Below are 18,613 nucleotides of genomic sequence, written 5' to 3' on the forward strand. Positions count from 1 at the left end.
GTCAGAAGCGGTGGAGTCGCATTTAAACTACTGTGGCCCCGGACTAAAAAGTCCGGGGCCACAGTTTTTGTATTTAGGTCTTAGCTTTCGCCAGCCGAGTTGGAGCGGCCGAGAACGGTCTGCGGGATCCAGAAGGCAAGGCCAAAGAGGACCAAGCAAATGGCCATCGGCCAGGTGTTCTCCAGCGTCAGGTAAGTCAAGGAGTAGATGGCGCCGAGGAACAGGGCCATGCTGAATACAAAGAGCAGAATGCTCTGGCCCATAGGGTTTTCTTTTTCGATGGGCTGGCTGGCGTTCTGGGACATGCTTTCCTCCTCGGCCCCGGGGGGCTCAAAAACTATGGCGGCTGCCGGGAAACTCAGTACGCGGATGAACCTTGTTCACCTTTGACGATGGCAATTCCGGAGCTCGCACCGATACGTGTTGCACCAGCAGCAATCATAGCCTGTGCATCGGCCAGGGAACGTACTCCACCGGAGGCCTTGACGCCGAGATCCGGGCCCACAGTCTTGCGCATGAGGGCCACGTCTTCCACCGTGGCGCCGCCACCATTGAAACCGGTCGAGGTCTTCACGAAGTCCGCTCCGGCCTCCACCGATGCCTCGCAAGCCAGGACCTTCTGCTCGTCATTCAGCAGGGCAGTCTCGATGATGACCTTCAGGATGGCGCCACCGGCGTGGACAGCCTCCGCTACGGTCGTGATGTCATCCACCAATGCGCCTTTGTCGCCGGCACGGGCCGCGGCGATGTTGATTACCATGTCGATTTCATCCGCACCGTCCAATACGGCGCCGCGTGCTTCGAAGGCCTTGACGTCGCTGGGAGTGGCGCCGAGCGGAAAGCCGACAACCGAGCAGGTGAGGACTCCGGAACCCTTGAGGGCCTTCGTGACAGTCTTGACCCAAATCGGATTGACGCACACGGACTTGAACTTGTACTCGGCCGCCTCGGCACAGACCTGGCGCACCTCTGCTTCGCTCGCCTCGGGCTTGAGAAGCGTGTGGTCGATGTATGAAGCGATGCTGGCACTGTTGTCCAGTGCGCTGGAGGCTTCGTTGCTCATGGAGGTCCTTCCGTGGCGGGCCCGGTGTGCCGCAAGGGTCGCGGCTCGTCAAATGACCATCTTGCCACACTGCCCGGCCCCCGTGGAGGCTCCCTCGGCGGGGCTGGCGGGCCCGGTATCGGGCTCCCTGAGACTGCCCCAGCCCTCCCTCAGGCCCCCGCCTCGCCTTGGACCCGCTAGCCCCTCAGGCCGCGACGTCGGAGCGCGCGCAACGGAGCCTGGCGTCTTCCTCAAGCCGGGCAGCGCAGTGTGCCGCGGCGGCATTCGAGGAGAAGACGAGCCCAAGGCGCATGCCGTCCCGCGAGGCGGCGTCCCCGATCGCCCAGATGCCCGGCACCGATGTGGAGAAATCGCGCCCCACCCTGATGCCGCCGTCGGGAGCTGTCTGCAGGCCCGCGCTTTCAGCGAGCCCATTGCGGGGGAGCCGTTCCTCGGCGAGCACCACAAGATCGCCGTTCATGCTGCTCCCGTCCTCGAAGACGATCCCGGTAGCCGGCAGGGCCGAACCGGCGACGGAAGGCATGACAGCCGTTGGACGCAAGGTGGTGCGGATGGGCCGGACTCCGCGGGCGCGCAGCACGGCCTCGGCCTGGCCGGCCGCCGGACCGGTGCCTACCAGAATCCCCAGCGGACGACGGCCCAGGACCCTGGTGATGTCCTTGACCGCGGTGCCGATCTGCTCGGCGTCGTCGATGGTGGAGTAGTTGAGGCTGCATGCTGCGCCTTGGACCGGCGGGTACAAGGGGGACGAGCCGGTGGCGATCACCAGCTGATCGTAGGGGAACTCGAGGCCTTCGGTGGTGGTGACCGTGCGGGTCTGGACATCGATGAAGCTCGCGGCCTGGCCGAAACGCACGGAGACCTGGGGGAGGGCGGCTAGCTCCAGCAGCGCATCAGGGCAGTCGTCGCGGTTGCTCAGGACCGTGATGGTGCCGTGGAACGCTGCCGTTCCCGGCTGTCGCGACGTAGTGCTACTGCCTGTCAGTTGGCGGACCAGGGCCTGGGCTGCGGGCCCGGCTCCTGCGATGACGAGGTGGATGGAACCTGCGGACGGGGTGATGGACATGGTGGGTCCCTTCGCTGAACTGAGCTGTGGTTGATGCGCCTGTACCCAGCGTAGGCGCGGGGTTTTTCGCTGGTGTTTCCCCGCTGTTGCCATTTGCCGGTGGCCCGTTCCCTGATGGTTACCGGCCGGTAATGAGCTGGATCACATGGCGGCGGGTGCCGTTGAGTTGCGGACCACCAACTCGGGCGTGAGGCGCTCGTCCGCGACGGGAGCCTCGGGATCGTTGAGCCGGTCCATGGCCACGGTTCCAGCGATGTTTCCCAGTTCCATCGCGTGGAGGTCGACTGAGGTCAGCTCGATCCCGTGGAGCCGGCCGGTCCTTGAATTGTCATAGCCCACCAGCGACAGGTCCCCGGGAATGGCCAGACCCCTCGCGTAGGCGGCTTCTCGTGCCGCCAAGGCGAACTGGTCATTGTGGGCGAAAATGCCTGTCGGGCGGTCCGCGGAGTCAAGGATTTCAACTGCGGCACGCATTCCGGCGTCTTGCGTGAAGTCATCGGCCGGTACGGTCCGGGGAACCATTCCTGCGCCGCGCATTGTCTTCTCGTAGCTCCTTCGGCGGACCGTATGGCCGTCGTAGTCGGGTCCGCCAAGGTGGGCGATCCGGGTGTGTCCAAGGCTCAGAAGGTGTTCGGTGGCGGCGCGGGCGCCGGCCTCATCGTCCGAATACACGCTGTCGACGCCGGGTACCGGCCGCGCGACGCTCACGATCGGGACTATTTGTGCAAGTTCCTGCACCCGTTCGTCCGGGTCGAGCAGCGTTGCGGCGATGATGATCCCCACCCGCGCCTCAATCAGCGAGTCCACGGCTCCCGCGTCCACGCCGTCGATAGACTGGGAGACGCTGAGGATGAGTCGGTTACGGGCCTGGGGGAGTGCCATCCTTACGCCGCTGAGGATATCGGCATAAACCTCGTTGTGGATGTCCATCAAATAGAGCCCGACGGCGGAGCGGTGCTTGCGTGCAAGGTCGGCGGCGGCCGCGTTGGGCCGGTAACCGAGACGTTTTGCCGCGTCGAAGATGGCTTGCTTCGTCCCGCCGCTAACGCCGGGTGCATCGCGGAAGGCGAAAGACACGAGCGTGCGGGAGACGCCCACTTCACGAGCCACATCGCTCTGTGTTGCGGGACGGAGCTGCCGGTCAAGACCCATGCCCTCATCTTCCCACGGCGAGGAAGTCGCAATTAAGTCATTTGTTAGATTGACCTTACATTTAAGTCTTTCGCGCGTTAGTCTGTTATTCAGAGCGGGTGTATGACCCGTATCACAAGACAAAGGAGTCCTGATGTCTGCTACGCAAAGCCACAGGGGAGTCAGTAGCGCGGTCGCGCTTCCTCCACTCAGCAACGGCCCGCATCGTAAGCGCCTTGGCCTGGTCGCACTGATTGCCACCTTCGGTGGCCTGCTGTTCGGTTATGACACTGGTGTCATCAATGGGGCGCTCCGGCCAATGACGGCCGCACTCGGCCTCACACCGTTCACCGAGGGCATCGTTGCCAGCTCACTCGTCTTCGCGGCGGCGATCGGCGCGCTTTCGGGCGGACGCATCTCCGACGGGTGGGGGCGCCGCAAGACGATCATCCTGCTAGCGGTGCTGTTCTTCGCCGGCACCTTGGTGTGCGTGTTCACGCCGAGCTTCGGGGTTCTCGTGGTCGGCCGCGTCCTGCTTGGCCTCGCCGTCGGTGGCGCCTCGGCCGTGGTCCCCGTGTTCCTGGCGGAAATGGCACCGTACGAGATCCGGGGCTCCCTGGCGGGCCGCAACGAGCTCATGATCGTCGTCGGCCAGCTGGCGGCCTTCGTCGTCAACGCCATCATCGGCATCGTGTGGGGCGACATTCCCGGCGTCTGGCGCATCATGCTTGCGGTCTGCGCGTTGCCGGCGATCGCGCTGTTCTTCGGTATGCTCCGCGTGCCCGAGTCGCCGCGCTGGCTCGTGGAGAAGGGCCGGCACGATGAGGCCCTCGCCGTCCTCCGGTCCGTCCGCTCCGAGGAACGTGCCCTTGCGGAGCTTGGCGAGGTCGAGAACGTCGCCAAGGAGGAGCAGGAAAGCCAGCAGATCGGCTGGCGTGCGGTCTTCAGCAACAAGAACCTGTTCCGCATCCTGCTCGTGGGAATCGGCCTGGGCGTCGCCCAACAGCTGACCGGCATTAACTCGATCATGTACTACGGCCAGACGGTGCTCGTCGAGTCGGGCTTCAACGAGAGCGGCGCGCTCATCGCGAACATCGCGCCGGGTGTGATCGCCGTGGTCGGCGGAGTCATCGCCTTGTCGCTGATGGACCGGATCGACCGTCGCAAGACCTTCATCCTCGGTCTTACGCTGACCACCAGCTGCCACCTGCTCATCGGGTTCGCCTCAATGATGCTGCCCGTGGGCAACCCGATCCGCCCGTACGTCATCCTCTTTTTGGTGGTTGCCTTTGTCGGGTCCATGCAGACGTTCCTGAACGTCGCGGTGTGGGTCTACCTGTCCGAGGTCTTCCCGCTGCACATGCGCGGCTTTGGTACCGGCGTCTCGATCTTCTTCCTCTGGGTCGTGAACGGTTTCCTTTCGCTGTTCTTCCCGTCGCTCGTCGCGGGGCTCGGGATCACCGGCACGTTCTTCCTCTTCGCCGTCGTCGGGGCGCTGGCCCTGGTCTTCGTCGTCAAGCAGGTTCCCGAAACCCGTGGCCGCACCTTGGAAGCACTGGAGGAGGACGTCACCACCGGTGCCATCTACCTCGTCCACAAGAACCAGGGCTAGACCCGGAGCCGGTAACCCCGTTTGACGACGGTTTCCACGAGCTTTCCGTCCGGGAGCGAGGACCGCAAACGGCTCACGGTCATGTCCAGGGCGTGGACCGAGCCACGCAGTTCGAGAAGATCGGAAAGCGACTCGCGGGACAGCACTGCGCCCCCGGCTCCCAAAAGCGCGCGCAGCAGGAGCAGCGGAGCCGGGGCCAGTTCCACCACGGAACCATTGATCCTCAAGCAACGCCCGCGCAGCTCGATATGCCCTGAGGGAGTGTCGAGCCGGCGCACATGGTTCAGGGCCAGATGTTCGGTGACGAGGCGGATGAGCGCACCCATGCGGTAGCGGTCCGGTATGAGGGGGCTGAGTCCGGCGTCAATCAATGGCTGTGCGGTGACGGGCCCGACGGCGGCGACGGTCACCTGGGTCTTGAGTGCCTCGATGAGCTGGCGGTACATGCCCATTTCGTGGGCCGTGCTCCACATGGCGTCTACCGCGGGCGCGCTCGTAAAGGTGAGCACATCCAAGTCTCCGCTGCAGGCGGCTTCGATCAAGCGCGGCAGCTTGTCTTCGCCGTCGGGCTTTACCCAGCGGTAAGGGGTGACGGTGAGAACCGTGGCGCCGGACATCCGGAGGCGCTCCAACTGGCGGACGTCGGTGTAGCCGTGCAATTGCACGGCGACGGTCTTCCCCCGGACGCCTTCGTGAAGGAGCATGTCCACCAGTGTGGCGGTGGTTTCGTCACTGCTGATCCCGACGTCGGCAAGGCCTGCCGCGCGGACCGCACCACGAGCTTTTGGCCCCCGCACGAACATGCGGCAGGCAGCCAGGACGTCGAGAAGTTGCTCGCCGATGCCGAAGGAGTCCGCAGCCTCGCACCAGCGCCGCATGCCGTAGGCGGTGGTGGCGATGCAGATATCCGGCTTGGCCGCGATGATCGTTTTCGTGTCCTCGATGAGCGTGACGTCTTCCTGGACCGGCGCGATCTTCAAAGCCGGAGCGTGCAACACGGAAGCGCCGCGCCGTTCAAGCGCCTCGATCAAGTCACGTGAACGCCTGTGTGAAGTCACTCCGATGCGGAAACCGTCCAGCGGCGCATCGTCGGTTGGTACGGGGGTGGCCAACGGCGAGCCTGCATCGATGGAGTCTAGGGCATTCAACGTAGTCATGTGTGTTCTTTCAGGCTTCAAGGAGGGAAGCTGCGAGGAGGTTGAGGTCTGTGGTGGCTTCGGTGTGATTGCGGTTGGCTTCGGCCACCCGGACCACTTCGCCAATGACCAGGACGGCCGGGTTGGTGCAGCCTGCGGCCGCGGTTTCAATGGTGCCGAGTTCGGCGATGGTAGTGCGTTGTCCGGGGCGGTAACCGCGCTCGACGACGGCCATGGGCATTGCCGGGTCCATCCCGGCCCGGCGGAGCCCGGCGGCGAGCTGCGGTAGGGTCCCGATGCCCATGAGGACCACGATGGTCCCGCCGAGCCCGGCCAGGTGCGTATGCTCCTTCTCGGTCAGAGGTGCGTGGCCCGAGACAACCGTGAACATGTGGCTGACCTCGCGGTGCGTGACGGGAATGCCCGCGGCCGCCGGGACAGAGATGGCGCTTGTGACACCCGAGATGACGCGGACGGGGATGCCCGCCCGCACACAGGCGCTGACTTCTTCGCCGCCGCGGCCGAACACATAAGGATCACCGCCCTTGAGCCGGACCACATTCTTCCCGGTCAGGGCGGCGTCGACCATGAGTTTTTCGATGTCGCATTGGGCTACCTTGTGGTGCCCGGGGCGTTTGCCGACGTCCACCATTTGCGCGGACGTCAGTTGCGCAAGTTCTGCGTAGGGGGCAAGCCGGTCGTAGAAGACGACGTCGGCGTCCCGCAGTGCGTTGACCGCGCCGATGGTCAACAGATCGAGCGCGCCGGGGCCGCCGCCGACCAAGGTTACATGGCCCGACTCGCCTGGGGCCGGTTCGCTGGCGACGGGGATCCCCGTTTTCCGGCAGCGTTCAAGCAGGGGTTCCCAACCGGGCTGGCCGTCGTCGACGGCCGCGACCAGGAAGGGGCGTTCGGGCAGCGGGCCGTCAGAGTCGGCGCCGTCGGGGGTGCTGAGCCGATAGACGACGGCGCCGGCGGCTTCGTAGCGCCGGACGGCCTGCCGCGCGGCGTGAGCGGAGCCTATGACCAGGACGTCGCGGCCTGTGAGGTCGATGGTGAGCTGCATGGCTTCTTGCTCCTTAGTCCTGGCCGCGAACGGGGATCGTGCTGGCGATGAGGACGCCGCCTTTTTCCTCGTTGGTGGCGGGGCGGATCTGGCCGCGTTCGGGGACGAAGGTGATGGCTTCGTCTTTCTGGTCGGGGGCGTTGACGAAGGAGCGGAAGCGACGAAGGCGTTCTGGGTCTTTGAGTGTTTCGGCCCATTCGTCCTGGTAGGTGTCGATGTGGCGGGCCATGGCGGTTTCGAGGTCGTTGGCGATGCCGAGGGAGTCGTGGATGATGACGTCTTCGATGTGTTTGAGCCCGCCCTCGAGCTCCTCCTGCCAGCGGGCGGTGCGCTGGAGCCGGTCCGCGGTGCGGATGTAGTACATGAGGTAGCGGTCGATGTATTTGATGAGGGTATCGTCGTCCAGGTCCTGGGCGAGGAGTTGCGCGTGGGCGGGCAGGAAACCGCCGTTGCCGCCGACGTAGAGGTTCCAGCCTTTGTCGGTGGCGATGACGCCGACGTCCTTGCCGCGCGCTTCGGCGCATTCGCGGGCGCAGCCGGAGACGCCCATTTTGAGTTTGTGCGGGCTGCGCAGGCCGCGGTAGCGCATTTCCAGGTTGATGGCCATGGCGACGGAGTCCTGGACGCCGAAGCGGCACCAGGTGGATCCCACGCAGGATTTCACGGTGCGCAGGCTCTTGCCGTACGCCTGCCCGGATTCGAAGCCCGCCTCGACGAGTTCCTTCCAGATCTCCGGGAGTTGTTCGAGGCGGGCGCCGAACATGTCGATGCGCTGGCCGCCGGTGATTTTCGTGTAAAGACCGTATTTCTCCGCGACGCGGGCGATCACGCCCAGGCCCTGCGGGGTGATTTCGCCGCCTGCGATGCGAGGGACCACGGAGTAGGTGCCGTCTTTTTGCATGTTGGCCAGGGCGCGGTCGTTGGTGTCCTGCAGGGTGCCGCGCCCAGCGCCCAGGACGTATTCGCTGTTCTGGCTGGCGAGGATGGAGGCGATGGTGGGTTTGCAGATATCGCAGCCCGCGCCGGTGCCGTATTTGGCCAGGATGTCTTCGAAGGAGTCCAGTTCCAGGACGCGGATGGCGTCGAAGAGTTCCTGGCGGGAGAGGCTGAAGTGCTCGCACAACGCCTTGGAGACTTCGATGCCGGACTTCTTCAGCTCCCCTTCGAGGAGCTTCTTGAGCATCGGCACGCAGGAGCCGCACTGGGTGCCGGCCCGCGAGCACGTCTTCAGTTCGCCGAGTTCCCGGACGGGGGTGTTGCCGTCGCAGGTGCCGCAGCCGTTGATCGCGTCGCGGATGGAGCCGGCAGGGACGTTGTTGCAGGAGCACAGGATCGCGTCGTCGGGAAGTTCGGTATCAGGGGCCTCCCCGCCGCCCGCGGCGGTGAGGTAGGCGCCCGGTTCGGCGGGGAGCTCCCGGCCGAGCATGGGGCGCAGGCTCATGTAGGGGGTGGCGTCGCCGACGAAGATGCCGCCGAGCAGCGTCTTGGCGTCGTCGGTGGTGACGATCTTCTGGTAGACGCCCCGGGCGGGGTCGGCGTACACGATCTCGAGCGAGTGTTCGGTTGTGGCGAAGGCATCGCCGAAGCTGGCGACGTCCACGCCGGAGAGCTTGAGCTTGGTGGCCGTGTCGAAACCGGGGAAAGTCGCTTGCCCGCCGTGCAGGCGGTCGGCCACGATCTCGGCCATCGTGTTCGCCGGCGCCACGAGCCCCAGGCACATGCCCTCGAAGTTCGCGACTTCACCGATGGCCCAAATGCCGGGGACCGGGGTAGCGCAGTGGTCGTTGATGACCACGCCGCCCTTCTTGCCGAGTTCGAACAGCTGTTCTTTGCCAGCGGTGGGGTCTTGAGCGGCGCGGAACAGTTCATCGCGGGGGCGGATGCCGATCGACGCGATGACCATGTCGGCGGGAATGATGCGCCCGTCTTTCATGAGGACGCCGGTGACCTGGCCGTCGTCGTCGGACAATACTTCGGCGGGGTAGGTTCCCGTAAGAACTTCGAGTCCCTTGGCAGTGACCAGCCGGCCCAATGCCTGGCCGGCGCCTTCATCAAGCTGGGCGTTCATGAGCCAGCGCGAACCGTTGATGACGGTGGCCTGCGCGCCCAACTCCATGGTGCCCGCCGCTGCTTCCAAGCCGAGGAGGCCGCCGCCGATCGTCACGGTCTTGACGGTCCGGCCCAGCTTTTCCGTGAGCTGCGTGATTGCTTCGTTGATGGCCCAGACGTCGTCGAGGGTGCGGTAGACATGGGCGAGCTCGCCGCCGGGGAAGGGGAGTTCCGCCGCGTCCGAACCGGTGGCCACCACCAGGTGGTCGTAGTCGTAAGTGTTGCCGGCCGCGGTCTCCACGGACTTGGCTTCGGGGTTGATCTTGATTACCCGCTCGCCAGTGCGCAGCTCCAGGGCCTCGTGGTCCCACATGGACATGTCGCCCAGGGTGAGGTCATAGTCCACATCGGTCAGGGCCTTGCTCAACGTGACCCGGTCATACGGAACGTGCGCTTCCTCGGTCAGGACCGTCACGTGCCAGCCCTCGAGACCGCGGGTATGCATGGCATCGGCAAAACGGTGGGCCGCAGGCCCTCCGCCCGCGACAACAATACGGCGCTGGTTTTCTGGGGTGGAAGTGTGTCCGGTCACTGGTGGCCTTTCGCATACGCCGCAGAACGTGCTCCGCAACTTGTCACTTCAGCCTACGGACGGGCAGTTTCTCTTCAGTTTCCCTTTTGTTTCGTGGTCTTAACTTCTGGGTCACGATTGGATGTCGGGACCCGTGAGGTCTCTTTTACGCAGCGGACACATTGACTGCGTTCCGGTGAAACACTCCCCACCTACCTTGAAGGTATGGCCGCTAGGCGGCCACGGCCTGAAAGGAAAGGGCAGCATTTGTCCGGTCGCAGGGGTCGCAGGCATAGCGAGAGGGGTTGGCATGACCGTCATTCTGGAACGGGAAGAACAACTGACGAGCGCACCGACCACGTCCGGCTGGCACCGTGTGTGCCCCTTGGATGAATTGGAACCGGCTTGGGGCGAGGCAGCGTTGATCGACGGCGTGCAGGTGGCGCTTTTCCGCCTCGACGCCGACAATGTCTACGCAGTCGCCCAGCAGGACCCTGCAACCTTGGCCAATGTCATGGCCCGCGGGATCACCGGTTCCCGGGGATCACGCCCCACTATCGCCTCGCCGTTGCACAAGGAGGTCTACGACCTGCAGACCGGTGAGTGCTATTCCAACCCCCGGCTCCGGCTTCCGGCATTCAAGACCCGCATGGTTGACGGCTTCATCGAAGTCGAACTCTAACTAGAGCCCCAGCGCTTCGCGGACGTCCGCAAGTATGTGGTTCAAAGTGGTCCGCGCGGCGTGGCGGGTTTCTGCGAGTTCCGCCGCGGAACCGACCGATTTGATGACCTCCAGGTAGCACTTGAGCTTTGGCTCGGTGCCGCTGGGTCGGATGATGACGCGGCTGAGGTCCTTTGTCAGGTAGAGGAGGCCGTCCGTTGGCGGAAGTTGTTCGCTTCCCTCGGCCAAATCCACAAAGGTCTCGATGGCCGAGCCGCCAAAGGACTCCGGCGGATCGGCCCGGAGCCGGTTCATCATGGCGTCCAGCAAACCAAGGTCCGCCACCCGGATGCTGAGCTGGTCACTCGCATGCAAGCCGTGCACCAGGTAGATCTCGTCCAAGGTGTCGAAGATCGTCTTTCCTTCGGCCTTGGCAGCCGCCGCCAGTTCTGCGATGAGCAAGGATGCGGAAATGCCGTCCTTGTCCCTGACAAGTTCGGGCGCCACGCAGTAGCCCAGGGCTTCCTCATAGCCGTACACAAGTCCCGGAACCCGGGAAATCCACTTGAATCCCGTCAGCGTTTCCTCATGGGCGAAGCCAGCAGCTGCCGCGATGCGGGAGAGCAGCCGCGACGAGACGATTGAATTGGCAAAAACGCCCCGGCTTGCGTCGCCTTGCCGGGCATCCGCGGCGTGCCGGGCCACCACATGCGCCCCAAGCAGGGCGCCTACTTCGTCGCCCCGCAACATCCGCCAAGCGCCCGTATCCGGGTCCTGCGCCGCAACAGCCGCGCGGTCGGCGTCGGGGTCGTTGGCCAGCACAATATCGGCACCCAAGCGCGCCGCTGCCGCCAAAGCCAGATCCAGCGCGCCAGGCTCTTCCGGGTTGGGGAAACTGACCGTGGGAAAGTCCGGGTCCGGTGCTGCCTGCTCTTCGACGAGCGAGACGTCCGTGAAGCCGGCCGCGCTGAGAACCGAGACCGCGGTTTCACCGCCCACGCCATGCATAGGGGTCAAAACGATCTTCAGCTCACGGGCCGGGAAATTCTCGACGTCGGCCAACCCAGCCATCGCGGCCTCATACTCGCCGGTGATGGAATCGGGCAGCTCAGTCCAGCCGGATTCAGCCAATCCAATGGAATCCAAGGGACCTACTGCTTCGATGCTTGCGGCGATCTGCGAATCGTAAGGTGCCACGATCTGGGATCCACGGCCGCTTTCCTCTACGGCCCGGCCGCCCAAGTACACCTTGTAACCATTGTCCTGCGGAGGGTTATGGCTCGCTGTGACCATGACGCCGCCGTCGCAATCAAGGGAACGGACCGCGTAAGCCAGCAGTGGGGTGGGAAGCGCGGAAGGCATCAGGAAAGTGTCGATCCCGGCGGCCGTGAAGATGGCAGCAGACTCCAGGGCGAAGACATCCGAGTTGTGCCTCGCGTCATAGCCGACGACGGCGCGCGGCCGAGTTCCGGGGGCAGCCGCCTCAACGGCGTCCTTGAGGAAGGACGCCAAACCTGCCGCTGCCCGCCGCACCACCACGCGGTTCATCCTGTTGGGACCGGGACCGAGGGCTGCGCGGAGTCCCGCGGTACCGAACTGCAGTGTTCCACTGAAGCTGTCTTCGAGCTGTTGACGGGCTGCAGCGACGCCGCTTGACGCGAGTCCGGTCAGCTCGGACAGGGCTGCCGCAGTGATTGGGTCCGGATCCTGGGCAGCCCATTCGCCGGCGTCGGATATCAGCTTTTCAAATTCGGCATCGCTCGATGTCATAGGGATAAAGCTATCGTCAAAGGGAATGAATGCCGAGGTCACGGGCTATGTCAGCCGTCACAGTCCGGTCGCCCCACCCAACTGACCCGCAGTTGTTGTCGTTATGAGCCGTCTAAACGACAACAACTGCGAGCTAGTTGGGCTGCCCAGCGTCAGGGTTGCTGCCGCGTGCTGCTGAGTTTGAAGCTCGCGGTGCCTCCCGAGCTGAAGGCGGCCGCACCCGTGTTGCCCCACTGCGGGAAGAAAATGTCCGAGATGACTACCGAGCCGTCCTGTGCGAAGACCTCCACGGACGAGGAATCCAGGAGGATGCGGAGGCGGACCTTGCCGTCCTTCATGGGCACGGATGCTTGGTGGTAGGGGCTGAATTTCGGCGAGAAGTTGGAGGTTCCGGCCGCCGAACGGTCCACTTTCAGGGTTTGGCTTGCGCGGTTGTACGAGATGCGGAGGCCTGCCTTCCCGTCCGCGGAAGCCCGCAGCACCATGCCGGCCTCAGCTGAGCCCGCAACGTCCATTTCGGCGTCGATCAGCTGGCTTCGGGACCCGAAGTCGCTGCCCAGGGCCTCCGTGGAGTCGGTGACGGTGAGGTCTTTGCCATGTACTTCACTCGTCTTGGCGTTCATGAGGGCATCCGCGGCAGCCTGGGCGATGGTCGAATGGAGCTCGAAACGGCTTCCCGCGGCCACGAGAGTGAGCTGGCGGGGGATGGCCATGGACCCGCGCCACGGGGTGCTCGGGACGGATTGCGCATAGTCCCAGTTCCCCATCCAGCCCAGAAGCACCGGCTTTCCACCAGGAGCCGCGGTGATGGTGTTGGCAGCGTAGAAGTCCGCTCCATGGTCCAGCCATTGTGATTCCCTCAGCCGGTCACCCGGCTTCGCAGCGTTTTCTGCCGTGAACCGGGTGCCGTCGAAATCACCCACGAAGTACTGCATGCCGGAGCCTCCTGCGATACCTCCGGGGTTGATGCTCACGATCATGACCCACTTCTTCAGTCCGTTGCCGCCGTCGACGTCCATCTGGAGAAGTTCGGGAACTTCCCAGAGGCCGCCCTGGGCGCCCACCCCGGAGAAATCGCTGAGGAAGCTCCAGTGCAGCAGATCCGTGGATTTGAACAGTTTCACCACTTGGGCGTCCGCTACCACCGTGGTCATGACCCAGTATTTGCCGGGCTCATACCAAGTGATCTTTGGATCGCGGAAGTTGTTCGACGCCGGCTGCAGGCTGAGCACCGGATTGCCTTTGTACTTGGTCCAGGATGTCCCATGGTCGAGGCTGTAGGCCACGGACTGGGCCTGGCTACCCTTGGGCAGGGCCCCGCCTTCTCCGTATGAGCTGGTGTAGAGGGCTACCAGCGGCGGGTTTTCAGCGGTGCCCAGGCCGGAGGCGTTCTTGGTGTCCGGAACGATGGCGCCGGAAAAGATTTCCTCGCTGGCGGAGCCTTCCATGGCTACAGGCTGTTGGGTCCAGTGCACCAGATCGGTGCTGGTGGAATGGCCCCACGACATGTCTCCCCAGAAGTTGCCGTGCGGATTGTGCTGGTAGAACGCGTGATAGGTGCCGTTTTCGTAGACGAGCCCGTTGGGATCGTTGATCCAGTTTTGCGACGCTGTCAGGTGCGCGGCGGGCCGCCACGGGTCCGATTCGGATGGTGCAGGGGCAGCGGTTCCGACGGCGGTGCCGCCAGTGGATGGCGACGCGTCCGGCGTCGGGGTGCAGGAACTCGCGAACATTGACAGGAGGACGGCGACGACGACGAGTGCCGCCTTGCGAGCGGGCCGGAACGGGCGTTGGGGAGAGTGGAGCATGGGACTTCCTGGGTTGTGGAGCAGGGCGCCCGGGGTGAACCGGGCGCCCCATGTTGCCGGGCAGGCAGCGAATCCCCTGCCTGCCCGGCTGTTTTTGACTGTGGCCTACTTGTAGAGGCCTTCCCCGCCGACGCGGACGTTGGTGGGGAGGTAGCCGAACGGGCCGAGGCCGTTCTTGCCGAAGCTGCGGTCAACCTGCGTGACGCCACCGGCGAAGTTGATCTTTACCGTGGGGGAGAGGGACCCTCCACGGACTCCGTCAACGTTGTCGATGAACGACTGCACCAGGCCGCCCGGCTGCACGTAGTGCGAGTAGGCCTGGAACTGGCGGCCGTTCTGCTGTGCCGACTGGGTGCCGCTCGGGTTGTTCGCCGGCAAGTTCAAGTCGGTCGGCGAGCCGAGCGCGAGGCCCGAGTTGTTCACAGGCTGGAAGTCCGAACGGACACCGTTGCCAACAAAGCCGTAGACGCCGTCGGGACCACGCATGCCATCGGCGTAGGTGAACTGGTGGCTGATGGTGAACAGGTAGTACTTGTTCTTGCCGTTTTCATTCTGGATGAAGATCTGGGGGCGCTCGGTCTGGTCGTTGACGCAGTTGGCGGACAGGATCGGCGGCAGGAAGTGCCACTGGGTCAAGTCCTTGTTGTCGGCGACGGCCAGGCCGACGCTCGCGGTCTGGAACCACGAGCCGGTGGTGGTGTTGACCGTGTTGGTGTTCTCGGCGTGCGGATCGCCTTGCTGGTAACCAAGGTCAGCATCGGTGCACTTGTAGGAGCCGCGGTTTCCTGCGGTGTTGCCCTCAAAGACCATGAAAGTCTGGCCCGGGTGCGCCGGGTCTTCGAAGGTGTACGGGTCACGGAAGGCAAAGCCGGCGTTCTGCGCCTTGGTCTGGTACAGCTTTCCGTCCGGCTCGAGCAGCTTGGTGTGCTGGAAGCCGTCGAAGGTCACGCCGTTCTGGTCGGCGTGGATGTTGCCGAGGGCCTTGGCGATGACTGCGTCGGGAGCGATCCCGCCGCCGCCCGCGTTGCGCTCTGCACGGTCGTAGAACGTGGTGGCCGTGTAGAACACGTTGACGTGGTCACCCTGCATGAGGCGGGTGGAACCGGACCATTCGGTGTTGCCGATGGAGGTGTTGTCCAGGAACAAGTGTCCGCCGTAGTTCCACTTATCCTTCGCAGGGTCTGCGTTGGTCTTGCGGAAGAAGTAGCCGATTCGGGCATTCCAGTGGCGCTGGTCGAAGCCGTAGCCCGCGTGGCGATCGGCGACGAGGGAGAAGATAACGTCCCAGCCCTTGTAGCTGATCTGGTTGGCGTTCTGGTCGGTCAGGGACCACGTGTCCCAGACCCAGACGTCGTCGTTCATGGCGGGGAAATCCTTGGGGATTTCCGGCATGGTGACGTTGGGGCTCATGGAGTTCTGGCCGGGGGCCACGTTCGGGTTGCTCTGGGCCATGATCTGCTTGGCATCCGCCCGCGTCCACTTGGACGTGAAGGCTACTGCGGGATCAAAGGCCTCTTGCGTGTGGACCGTCGGCAGCGGGAATCCCGGCGTCGGGGCCGGCATTGTGGTGGCCGGCTTGTCCGCAGGCAGGTTTGCCTGGGCTGCCGGTGATGCCATGAGCACCGTGGCAGCCACGCCGGCAGCGGCCGCAAAGGCGGCCGCCGACCGCAGGCGTCGGCGCGGCCTGTTGGGGGTTGAGTGAGATTTCATGCTTGCTCTTCTCGCGGAGGTTGGACTACGTGGAATGGGCGCAAGCCCTGGTCCGAACTCCGGCGTTCCCGGTAACACCAATGGCGTCGTCAGGAACGCCATCGTGTCGGGTGGATGGGGGATTCTTTGGAAGCCCCCATCCTTCGGTCCGGCACGTCGACTTGCCGGGACCGTTCAAAGCTTGACGCGCGCTGAATGTGGCCGCAACTCGTGTTTCGCGCGGCATTCCGGACCATAGGCCACATGTCAGACATATGTGCGCAAGCGTTTACATTTTTACACCGCGCGCGTGCCATGGAAAGCGTGGCGGGTCAAATGTTTCTGAATAAATCTGATTTATTCAAAAAGTTCACACGCCATTAACACTTGGGTGAATTGACTTGACAGGAGTCGGAAAATTGCCGTGACGACGCCTGTCGCGTGCTGCTTGTTTGGATCGGGGGCGCGTGAGCTGGCGGGCAACCCCGGACCGCTCCTACCCCCTCGCTTCAGATGCAAAACTGCCCGCGCCGGGATCCGACGCGGGCAGTTCCGTGGTTGGTGGTGGGGCTATTTGGCCTTCGTGGAGCGGGTTCGCACCAAGGCGGTGACCCCCGCGGCCAGGCCGATGAGGCCGGCCGCGAGTCCGAACCAACCGGCCGTGGATCCGGCGTCGCTGGATGTCGTAGCCGCAGCTGACGGGGCCGGGGTCACGGACGGGGAGGACGTGGGAGCCGCCGATGCGGCTGCGTCGCTGGCGGTGGTGACGAACGAGGGAGCCGGGTGCTCGGGCTCTGGCTGTCCCTCAACGGTCTTCTGGTCCCACTTCACTACAGTGCCGTCGGTGTAGCTCTGGGTGGCGGGCAGCGTCACCGTGGTGCCGGCGTCGGGCAGTACACCGACGGAGATCGAGAACGCCTGGTATTCGTTCTGCCCGATCTGATGTGCTGCGTCCGCGGTCCAGACGACCGAACTGACAGCCTTGGTCACCGTTGCTCCTGCGATCGTGACGGGTTTTGGCAGGGTGATGGTGACGAGCTCGGCCGTCCAGCCCTCGACCGGCTTCACGGACACCGAGTTAAAGGGTGTGTCGGTGGGGAGTGAGACTTCGAGCTTGTTGGTCTTGGCCGTCGGGGACTCGTTGGGGACGTTGAAAGTCAGGTGGGTATAGCCGCCCGCTGCCGGGTCGTCGGGATTGACGTTGACGTGTGCGGAGGCGGCCGAGACGCCGAAGGCGAGCAGCCCGGCGACCATGGTGGCGGCGCAGGCGGTTTTGAGGGTACGGCGGTGGGAGGTCTTCATGGCAATGGTGCCCTTTCACAAAGGGAGAGCGGTTGGGACCGGGGCGGACGGAGGTCCGGACCGGTGAAGGCAAGGAGCTGCCGCCCGTCCCTGCCCGTGTGTGAAAGGGGAGAGTCTTAGGCGGCGGACACCAGGGCCGGTGGACCGCGCCGGGAAGGAAGCCGGAGGCCGGGAAGGGCACGAGGACGCACCGTGGGGGCCGTGCACGGGACGGGGGCGCGAAGTGGCTGGACCACTGTGGCGGCGGGTAGTTGGACCAGCGGGCGCAGCCACTCAGCCAGCGCCCACAGTGCTCGTTCGCCGCGAGCGAGCACCAGCGCCGTGCCCAAGGTTGCCACAGTGTGCGCCGCGAGCATTTGCCAGTCGCTTGCCGCGGCGTGGGTCGAGGCGATAGCGCTTACGGTTTCCGAAGCGGGCGCCAAGGGAACATGCCCTGCGTGCCCGGACTGCAGCGGTGCCGCGGTGGAAGTTCCGGACAGGGCGCAGAACGCCCAGTGAAGGCAGAGCTGCCCGGCCCCGAGCAGCCCGGCTAGGGCTGGCAACGAAAGTCGGACGCGCGTCAGGATGGCGACGGGCAGGATCGTCAGGGCACAGAGCGCCGTCAAAATGGCTGGTGCCGGAAGTTCCCCGCCACCAGCCAGGTGCCCGCCCGCGGCCAATCCCAGAATGATTGAACCGATCAGGCCCGTTCGCAAAAACCGGAAAGGCGCGGATGTCGTCATCGGCGGTCCTTTCCGGTTCGAGCGCTACGGCGGAGAATCACTCAAATTCTAGTGTGCTAAGAACTCCGGAATGGCCGGGGAGCCTTGACTCCCCGGCGATTGGATCAAAGCTTGGCGATGATGTCCGCCAGGAGGCGCGAGATGCGTGCGCCCGCCGTCTGGCCTGCCTCGATGACTTCCTGATGGCTCAGCGGTACCGGGCTGATGCCTGCGGCCAGGTTGGTCACGAGGGAGATGCCGAAGACCTCCATGCCTGCGTGCCGGGCGGCGATAGCTTCCAAAGCGGTGGACATGCCCACCAGGTCCGCGCCGATTCGCTTGGCGTATTGAACCTCAGCCGGAGTTTCGTAGTGCGGTCCGGTGAACTGGGCGTAGACACCTTCGTCGAGCGTGGAATCCACTTCGCGTGCCAGGCCGCGGATGCGCGAGGAGTACAGGTCCGTGAGGTCGACGAACGTGGCACCTTCAAGGGGAGAAGCCGCGGTCAGGTTGATGTGATCACTGATCAGCACCGGAGTGCCAGGGGTCCAGGCTTCGTTCAGACCGCCGCAGCCGTTGGTCACTACGAGGGTCTTGCATCCGGCCGCCGCGGCAGTGCGCACGCCGTGCACTACGGCCCGGACGCCCTTGCCTTCGTAGTAGTGGGTACGCGCGCCGAGGACGAGGGCCCGCTTGCCCTCTTTCGTCAGGACCGAACGGATGGTGCCCACATGCCCCTCAACGGCAGGCGCGTGGAAGCCGGGAACTTCCGACGCCGTGAGGGTCGCCGTCGTCTCGCCTATGAGATCCGCAGCCGCGCCCCAGCCTGAGCCGAGCACGAGCGCGACGTCGTGGGATTCGACGCCGGTCTCCGCCGCGATGTAGTCGGCCGCAGCTTTGGCGGCCTCGAATGGGTCTGTGTTCATCAGCTCTGTGTTACTCACTGGTACAAACTACAGTGCCGCGCGCGCTGTTGAACAGGGCGCAA

15 protein-coding genes are annotated in these 18,613 nt (G+C 64.6%); 2 read left to right on the forward strand and 13 right to left on the reverse strand.

What is annotated here, in order from left to right; all coding sequences use genetic code 11:
- Positions 1–80: 80 nt before the first annotated feature.
- From ABEA18_RS11935 to ABEA18_RS11950, 4 genes are all read right to left on the reverse strand, one after another.
- Complete coding sequence (locus ABEA18_RS11935; protein WP_345449627.1) at positions 81–305, reverse strand: hypothetical protein; 225 nt, start codon at positions 303–305, stop codon at positions 81–83.
- Between the two features lie 53 nt (positions 306–358).
- A complete protein-coding gene (gene deoC, locus ABEA18_RS11940; RefSeq protein WP_234750836.1) occupies positions 359–1,063 on the reverse strand; it encodes a deoxyribose-phosphate aldolase in 705 nt (234 codons plus the stop codon).
- Positions 1,064–1,247: 184 nt separating this feature from the next.
- Positions 1,248–2,129, reverse strand: coding sequence for an FAD-dependent oxidoreductase (locus tag ABEA18_RS11945; protein WP_345449628.1), 882 nt, complete (start codon positions 2,127–2,129; stop codon positions 1,248–1,250).
- A gap of 141 nt (positions 2,130–2,270) precedes the next feature.
- Positions 2,271–3,281, reverse strand: a complete 1,011-nt coding sequence (locus ABEA18_RS11950; protein ID WP_345449629.1) for a LacI family DNA-binding transcriptional regulator — start codon at positions 3,279–3,281, stop codon at positions 2,271–2,273.
- A gap of 133 nt (positions 3,282–3,414) precedes the next feature.
- On the opposite strand from ABEA18_RS11950, the gene ABEA18_RS11955 reads away from it, so the two are divergent.
- Positions 3,415–4,872 carry a sugar porter family MFS transporter gene (locus ABEA18_RS11955; protein ID WP_345449630.1) on the forward strand — a complete coding sequence of 486 codons (1,458 nt, stop codon included), beginning with the start codon at positions 3,415–3,417 and terminating at the stop codon, positions 4,870–4,872.
- Here ABEA18_RS11955 and ABEA18_RS11960 read toward each other — a convergent pair.
- The 3 genes from ABEA18_RS11960 to nirB are packed head-to-tail and all read right to left on the reverse strand — an operon-like array spanning position 4,869 to position 9,715.
- A complete protein-coding gene (locus tag ABEA18_RS11960; RefSeq protein WP_345449631.1) occupies positions 4,869–6,029 on the reverse strand; it encodes a uroporphyrinogen-III synthase in 1,161 nt (386 codons plus the stop codon). The two genes, ABEA18_RS11955 and ABEA18_RS11960, sit on opposite strands and share 4 nt — an antisense overlap.
- A 10-nt stretch (positions 6,030–6,039) precedes the next feature.
- Positions 6,040–7,074 (reverse strand): uroporphyrinogen-III C-methyltransferase, encoded by a 1,035-nt coding sequence (gene cobA / locus ABEA18_RS11965; protein WP_345449632.1) that lies wholly within the window; start codon positions 7,072–7,074, stop codon positions 6,040–6,042.
- A gap of 13 nt (positions 7,075–7,087) precedes the next feature.
- Positions 7,088–9,715: a nitrite reductase large subunit NirB gene (gene nirB, locus ABEA18_RS11970; protein ID WP_345449633.1), complete on the reverse strand. Its 2,628-nt coding sequence runs from the start codon at positions 9,713–9,715 to the stop codon at positions 7,088–7,090.
- Between the two features lie 289 nt (positions 9,716–10,004).
- On the opposite strand from nirB, the gene nirD reads away from it, so the two are divergent.
- Entirely contained in the window at positions 10,005–10,376 is a 372-nt protein-coding gene (nirD, locus tag ABEA18_RS11975; protein ID WP_345449634.1) for a nitrite reductase small subunit NirD, read from the forward strand.
- On the opposite strand, the gene ABEA18_RS11980 is transcribed toward nirD, so the two are convergent.
- The 6 genes from ABEA18_RS11980 to ABEA18_RS12005 all read right to left on the reverse strand — a co-directional run bounded on the left by ABEA18_RS11980 (position 10,377) and on the right by ABEA18_RS12005 (position 18,551).
- The gene (locus ABEA18_RS11980; protein WP_345449635.1) at positions 10,377–12,125 is read right to left on the reverse strand and encodes a phospho-sugar mutase; all 1,749 of its coding nucleotides are present in this window, start codon (positions 12,123–12,125) and stop codon (positions 10,377–10,379) included.
- Positions 12,126–12,277: 152 nt separating this feature from the next.
- Positions 12,278–13,933 (reverse strand): glycoside hydrolase family 32 protein, encoded by a 1,656-nt coding sequence (locus ABEA18_RS11985; protein WP_345449636.1) that lies wholly within the window; start codon positions 13,931–13,933, stop codon positions 12,278–12,280.
- Between the two features lie 105 nt (positions 13,934–14,038).
- Positions 14,039–15,643: a glycoside hydrolase family 68 protein gene (locus ABEA18_RS11990; protein WP_345449637.1), complete on the reverse strand. Its 1,605-nt coding sequence runs from the start codon at positions 15,641–15,643 to the stop codon at positions 14,039–14,041.
- 549 nt (positions 15,644–16,192) lie between these two features.
- Entirely contained in the window at positions 16,193–16,924 is a 732-nt protein-coding gene (locus ABEA18_RS11995; RefSeq protein WP_345449638.1) for a YcnI family copper-binding membrane protein, read from the reverse strand.
- A gap of 116 nt (positions 16,925–17,040) precedes the next feature.
- Positions 17,041–17,646, reverse strand: coding sequence for a hypothetical protein (locus tag ABEA18_RS12000; RefSeq protein ID WP_345449639.1), 606 nt, complete (start codon positions 17,644–17,646; stop codon positions 17,041–17,043).
- A 104-nt stretch (positions 17,647–17,750) separates the two neighbouring features.
- A complete protein-coding gene (locus ABEA18_RS12005) occupies positions 17,751–18,551 on the reverse strand; it encodes a purine-nucleoside phosphorylase (RefSeq protein ID WP_345449640.1) in 801 nt (266 codons plus the stop codon).
- Positions 18,552–18,613: the final 62 nt, after the last annotated feature.

The organism is Arthrobacter gyeryongensis, from assembly GCF_039543785.1.
Taxonomy (GTDB): Bacteria; Actinomycetota; Actinomycetes; order Actinomycetales; family Micrococcaceae; genus Arthrobacter; species Arthrobacter gyeryongensis.

What these genes read in the sequence shown, in the direction of transcription:
- ABEA18_RS11935 (WP_345449627.1), bottom strand. Translation starts at nt 305, where the DNA reads ATGTCCCAGAACGCCAGCCAGCCCATCGAAAAAGAAAACCCTATGGGC.
- deoC (WP_234750836.1), bottom strand. Translation starts at nt 1,063, where the DNA reads ATGAGCAACGAAGCCTCCAGCGCACTGGACAACAGTGCCAGCATCGCT.
- ABEA18_RS11945 (WP_345449628.1), bottom strand. Translation starts at nt 2,129, where the DNA reads ATGTCCATCACCCCGTCCGCAGGTTCCATCCACCTCGTCATCGCAGGA.
- ABEA18_RS11950 (WP_345449629.1), bottom strand. Translation starts at nt 3,281, where the DNA reads ATGGGTCTTGACCGGCAGCTCCGTCCCGCAACACAGAGCGATGTGGCT.
- ABEA18_RS11955 (WP_345449630.1), top strand. Translation starts at nt 3,415, where the DNA reads ATGTCTGCTACGCAAAGCCACAGGGGAGTCAGTAGCGCGGTCGCGCTT.
- ABEA18_RS11960 (WP_345449631.1), bottom strand. Translation starts at nt 6,029, where the DNA reads ATGACTACGTTGAATGCCCTAGACTCCATCGATGCAGGCTCGCCGTTG.
- cobA (WP_345449632.1), bottom strand. Translation starts at nt 7,074, where the DNA reads ATGCAGCTCACCATCGACCTCACAGGCCGCGACGTCCTGGTCATAGGC.
- nirD (WP_345449634.1), top strand. Translation starts at nt 10,005, where the DNA reads ATGACCGTCATTCTGGAACGGGAAGAACAACTGACGAGCGCACCGACC.
- ABEA18_RS11980 (WP_345449635.1), bottom strand. Translation starts at nt 12,125, where the DNA reads ATGACATCGAGCGATGCCGAATTTGAAAAGCTGATATCCGACGCCGGC.
- ABEA18_RS11985 (WP_345449636.1), bottom strand. Translation starts at nt 13,933, where the DNA reads ATGCTCCACTCTCCCCAACGCCCGTTCCGGCCCGCTCGCAAGGCGGCA.
- ABEA18_RS11990 (WP_345449637.1), bottom strand. Translation starts at nt 15,643, where the DNA reads ATGAAATCTCACTCAACCCCCAACAGGCCGCGCCGACGCCTGCGGTCG.
- ABEA18_RS11995 (WP_345449638.1), bottom strand. Translation starts at nt 16,924, where the DNA reads ATGAAGACCTCCCACCGCCGTACCCTCAAAACCGCCTGCGCCGCCACC.
- ABEA18_RS12000 (WP_345449639.1), bottom strand. Translation starts at nt 17,646, where the DNA reads ATGACGACATCCGCGCCTTTCCGGTTTTTGCGAACGGGCCTGATCGGT.
- ABEA18_RS12005 (WP_345449640.1), bottom strand. Translation starts at nt 18,551, where the DNA reads ATGAACACAGACCCATTCGAGGCCGCCAAAGCTGCGGCCGACTACATC.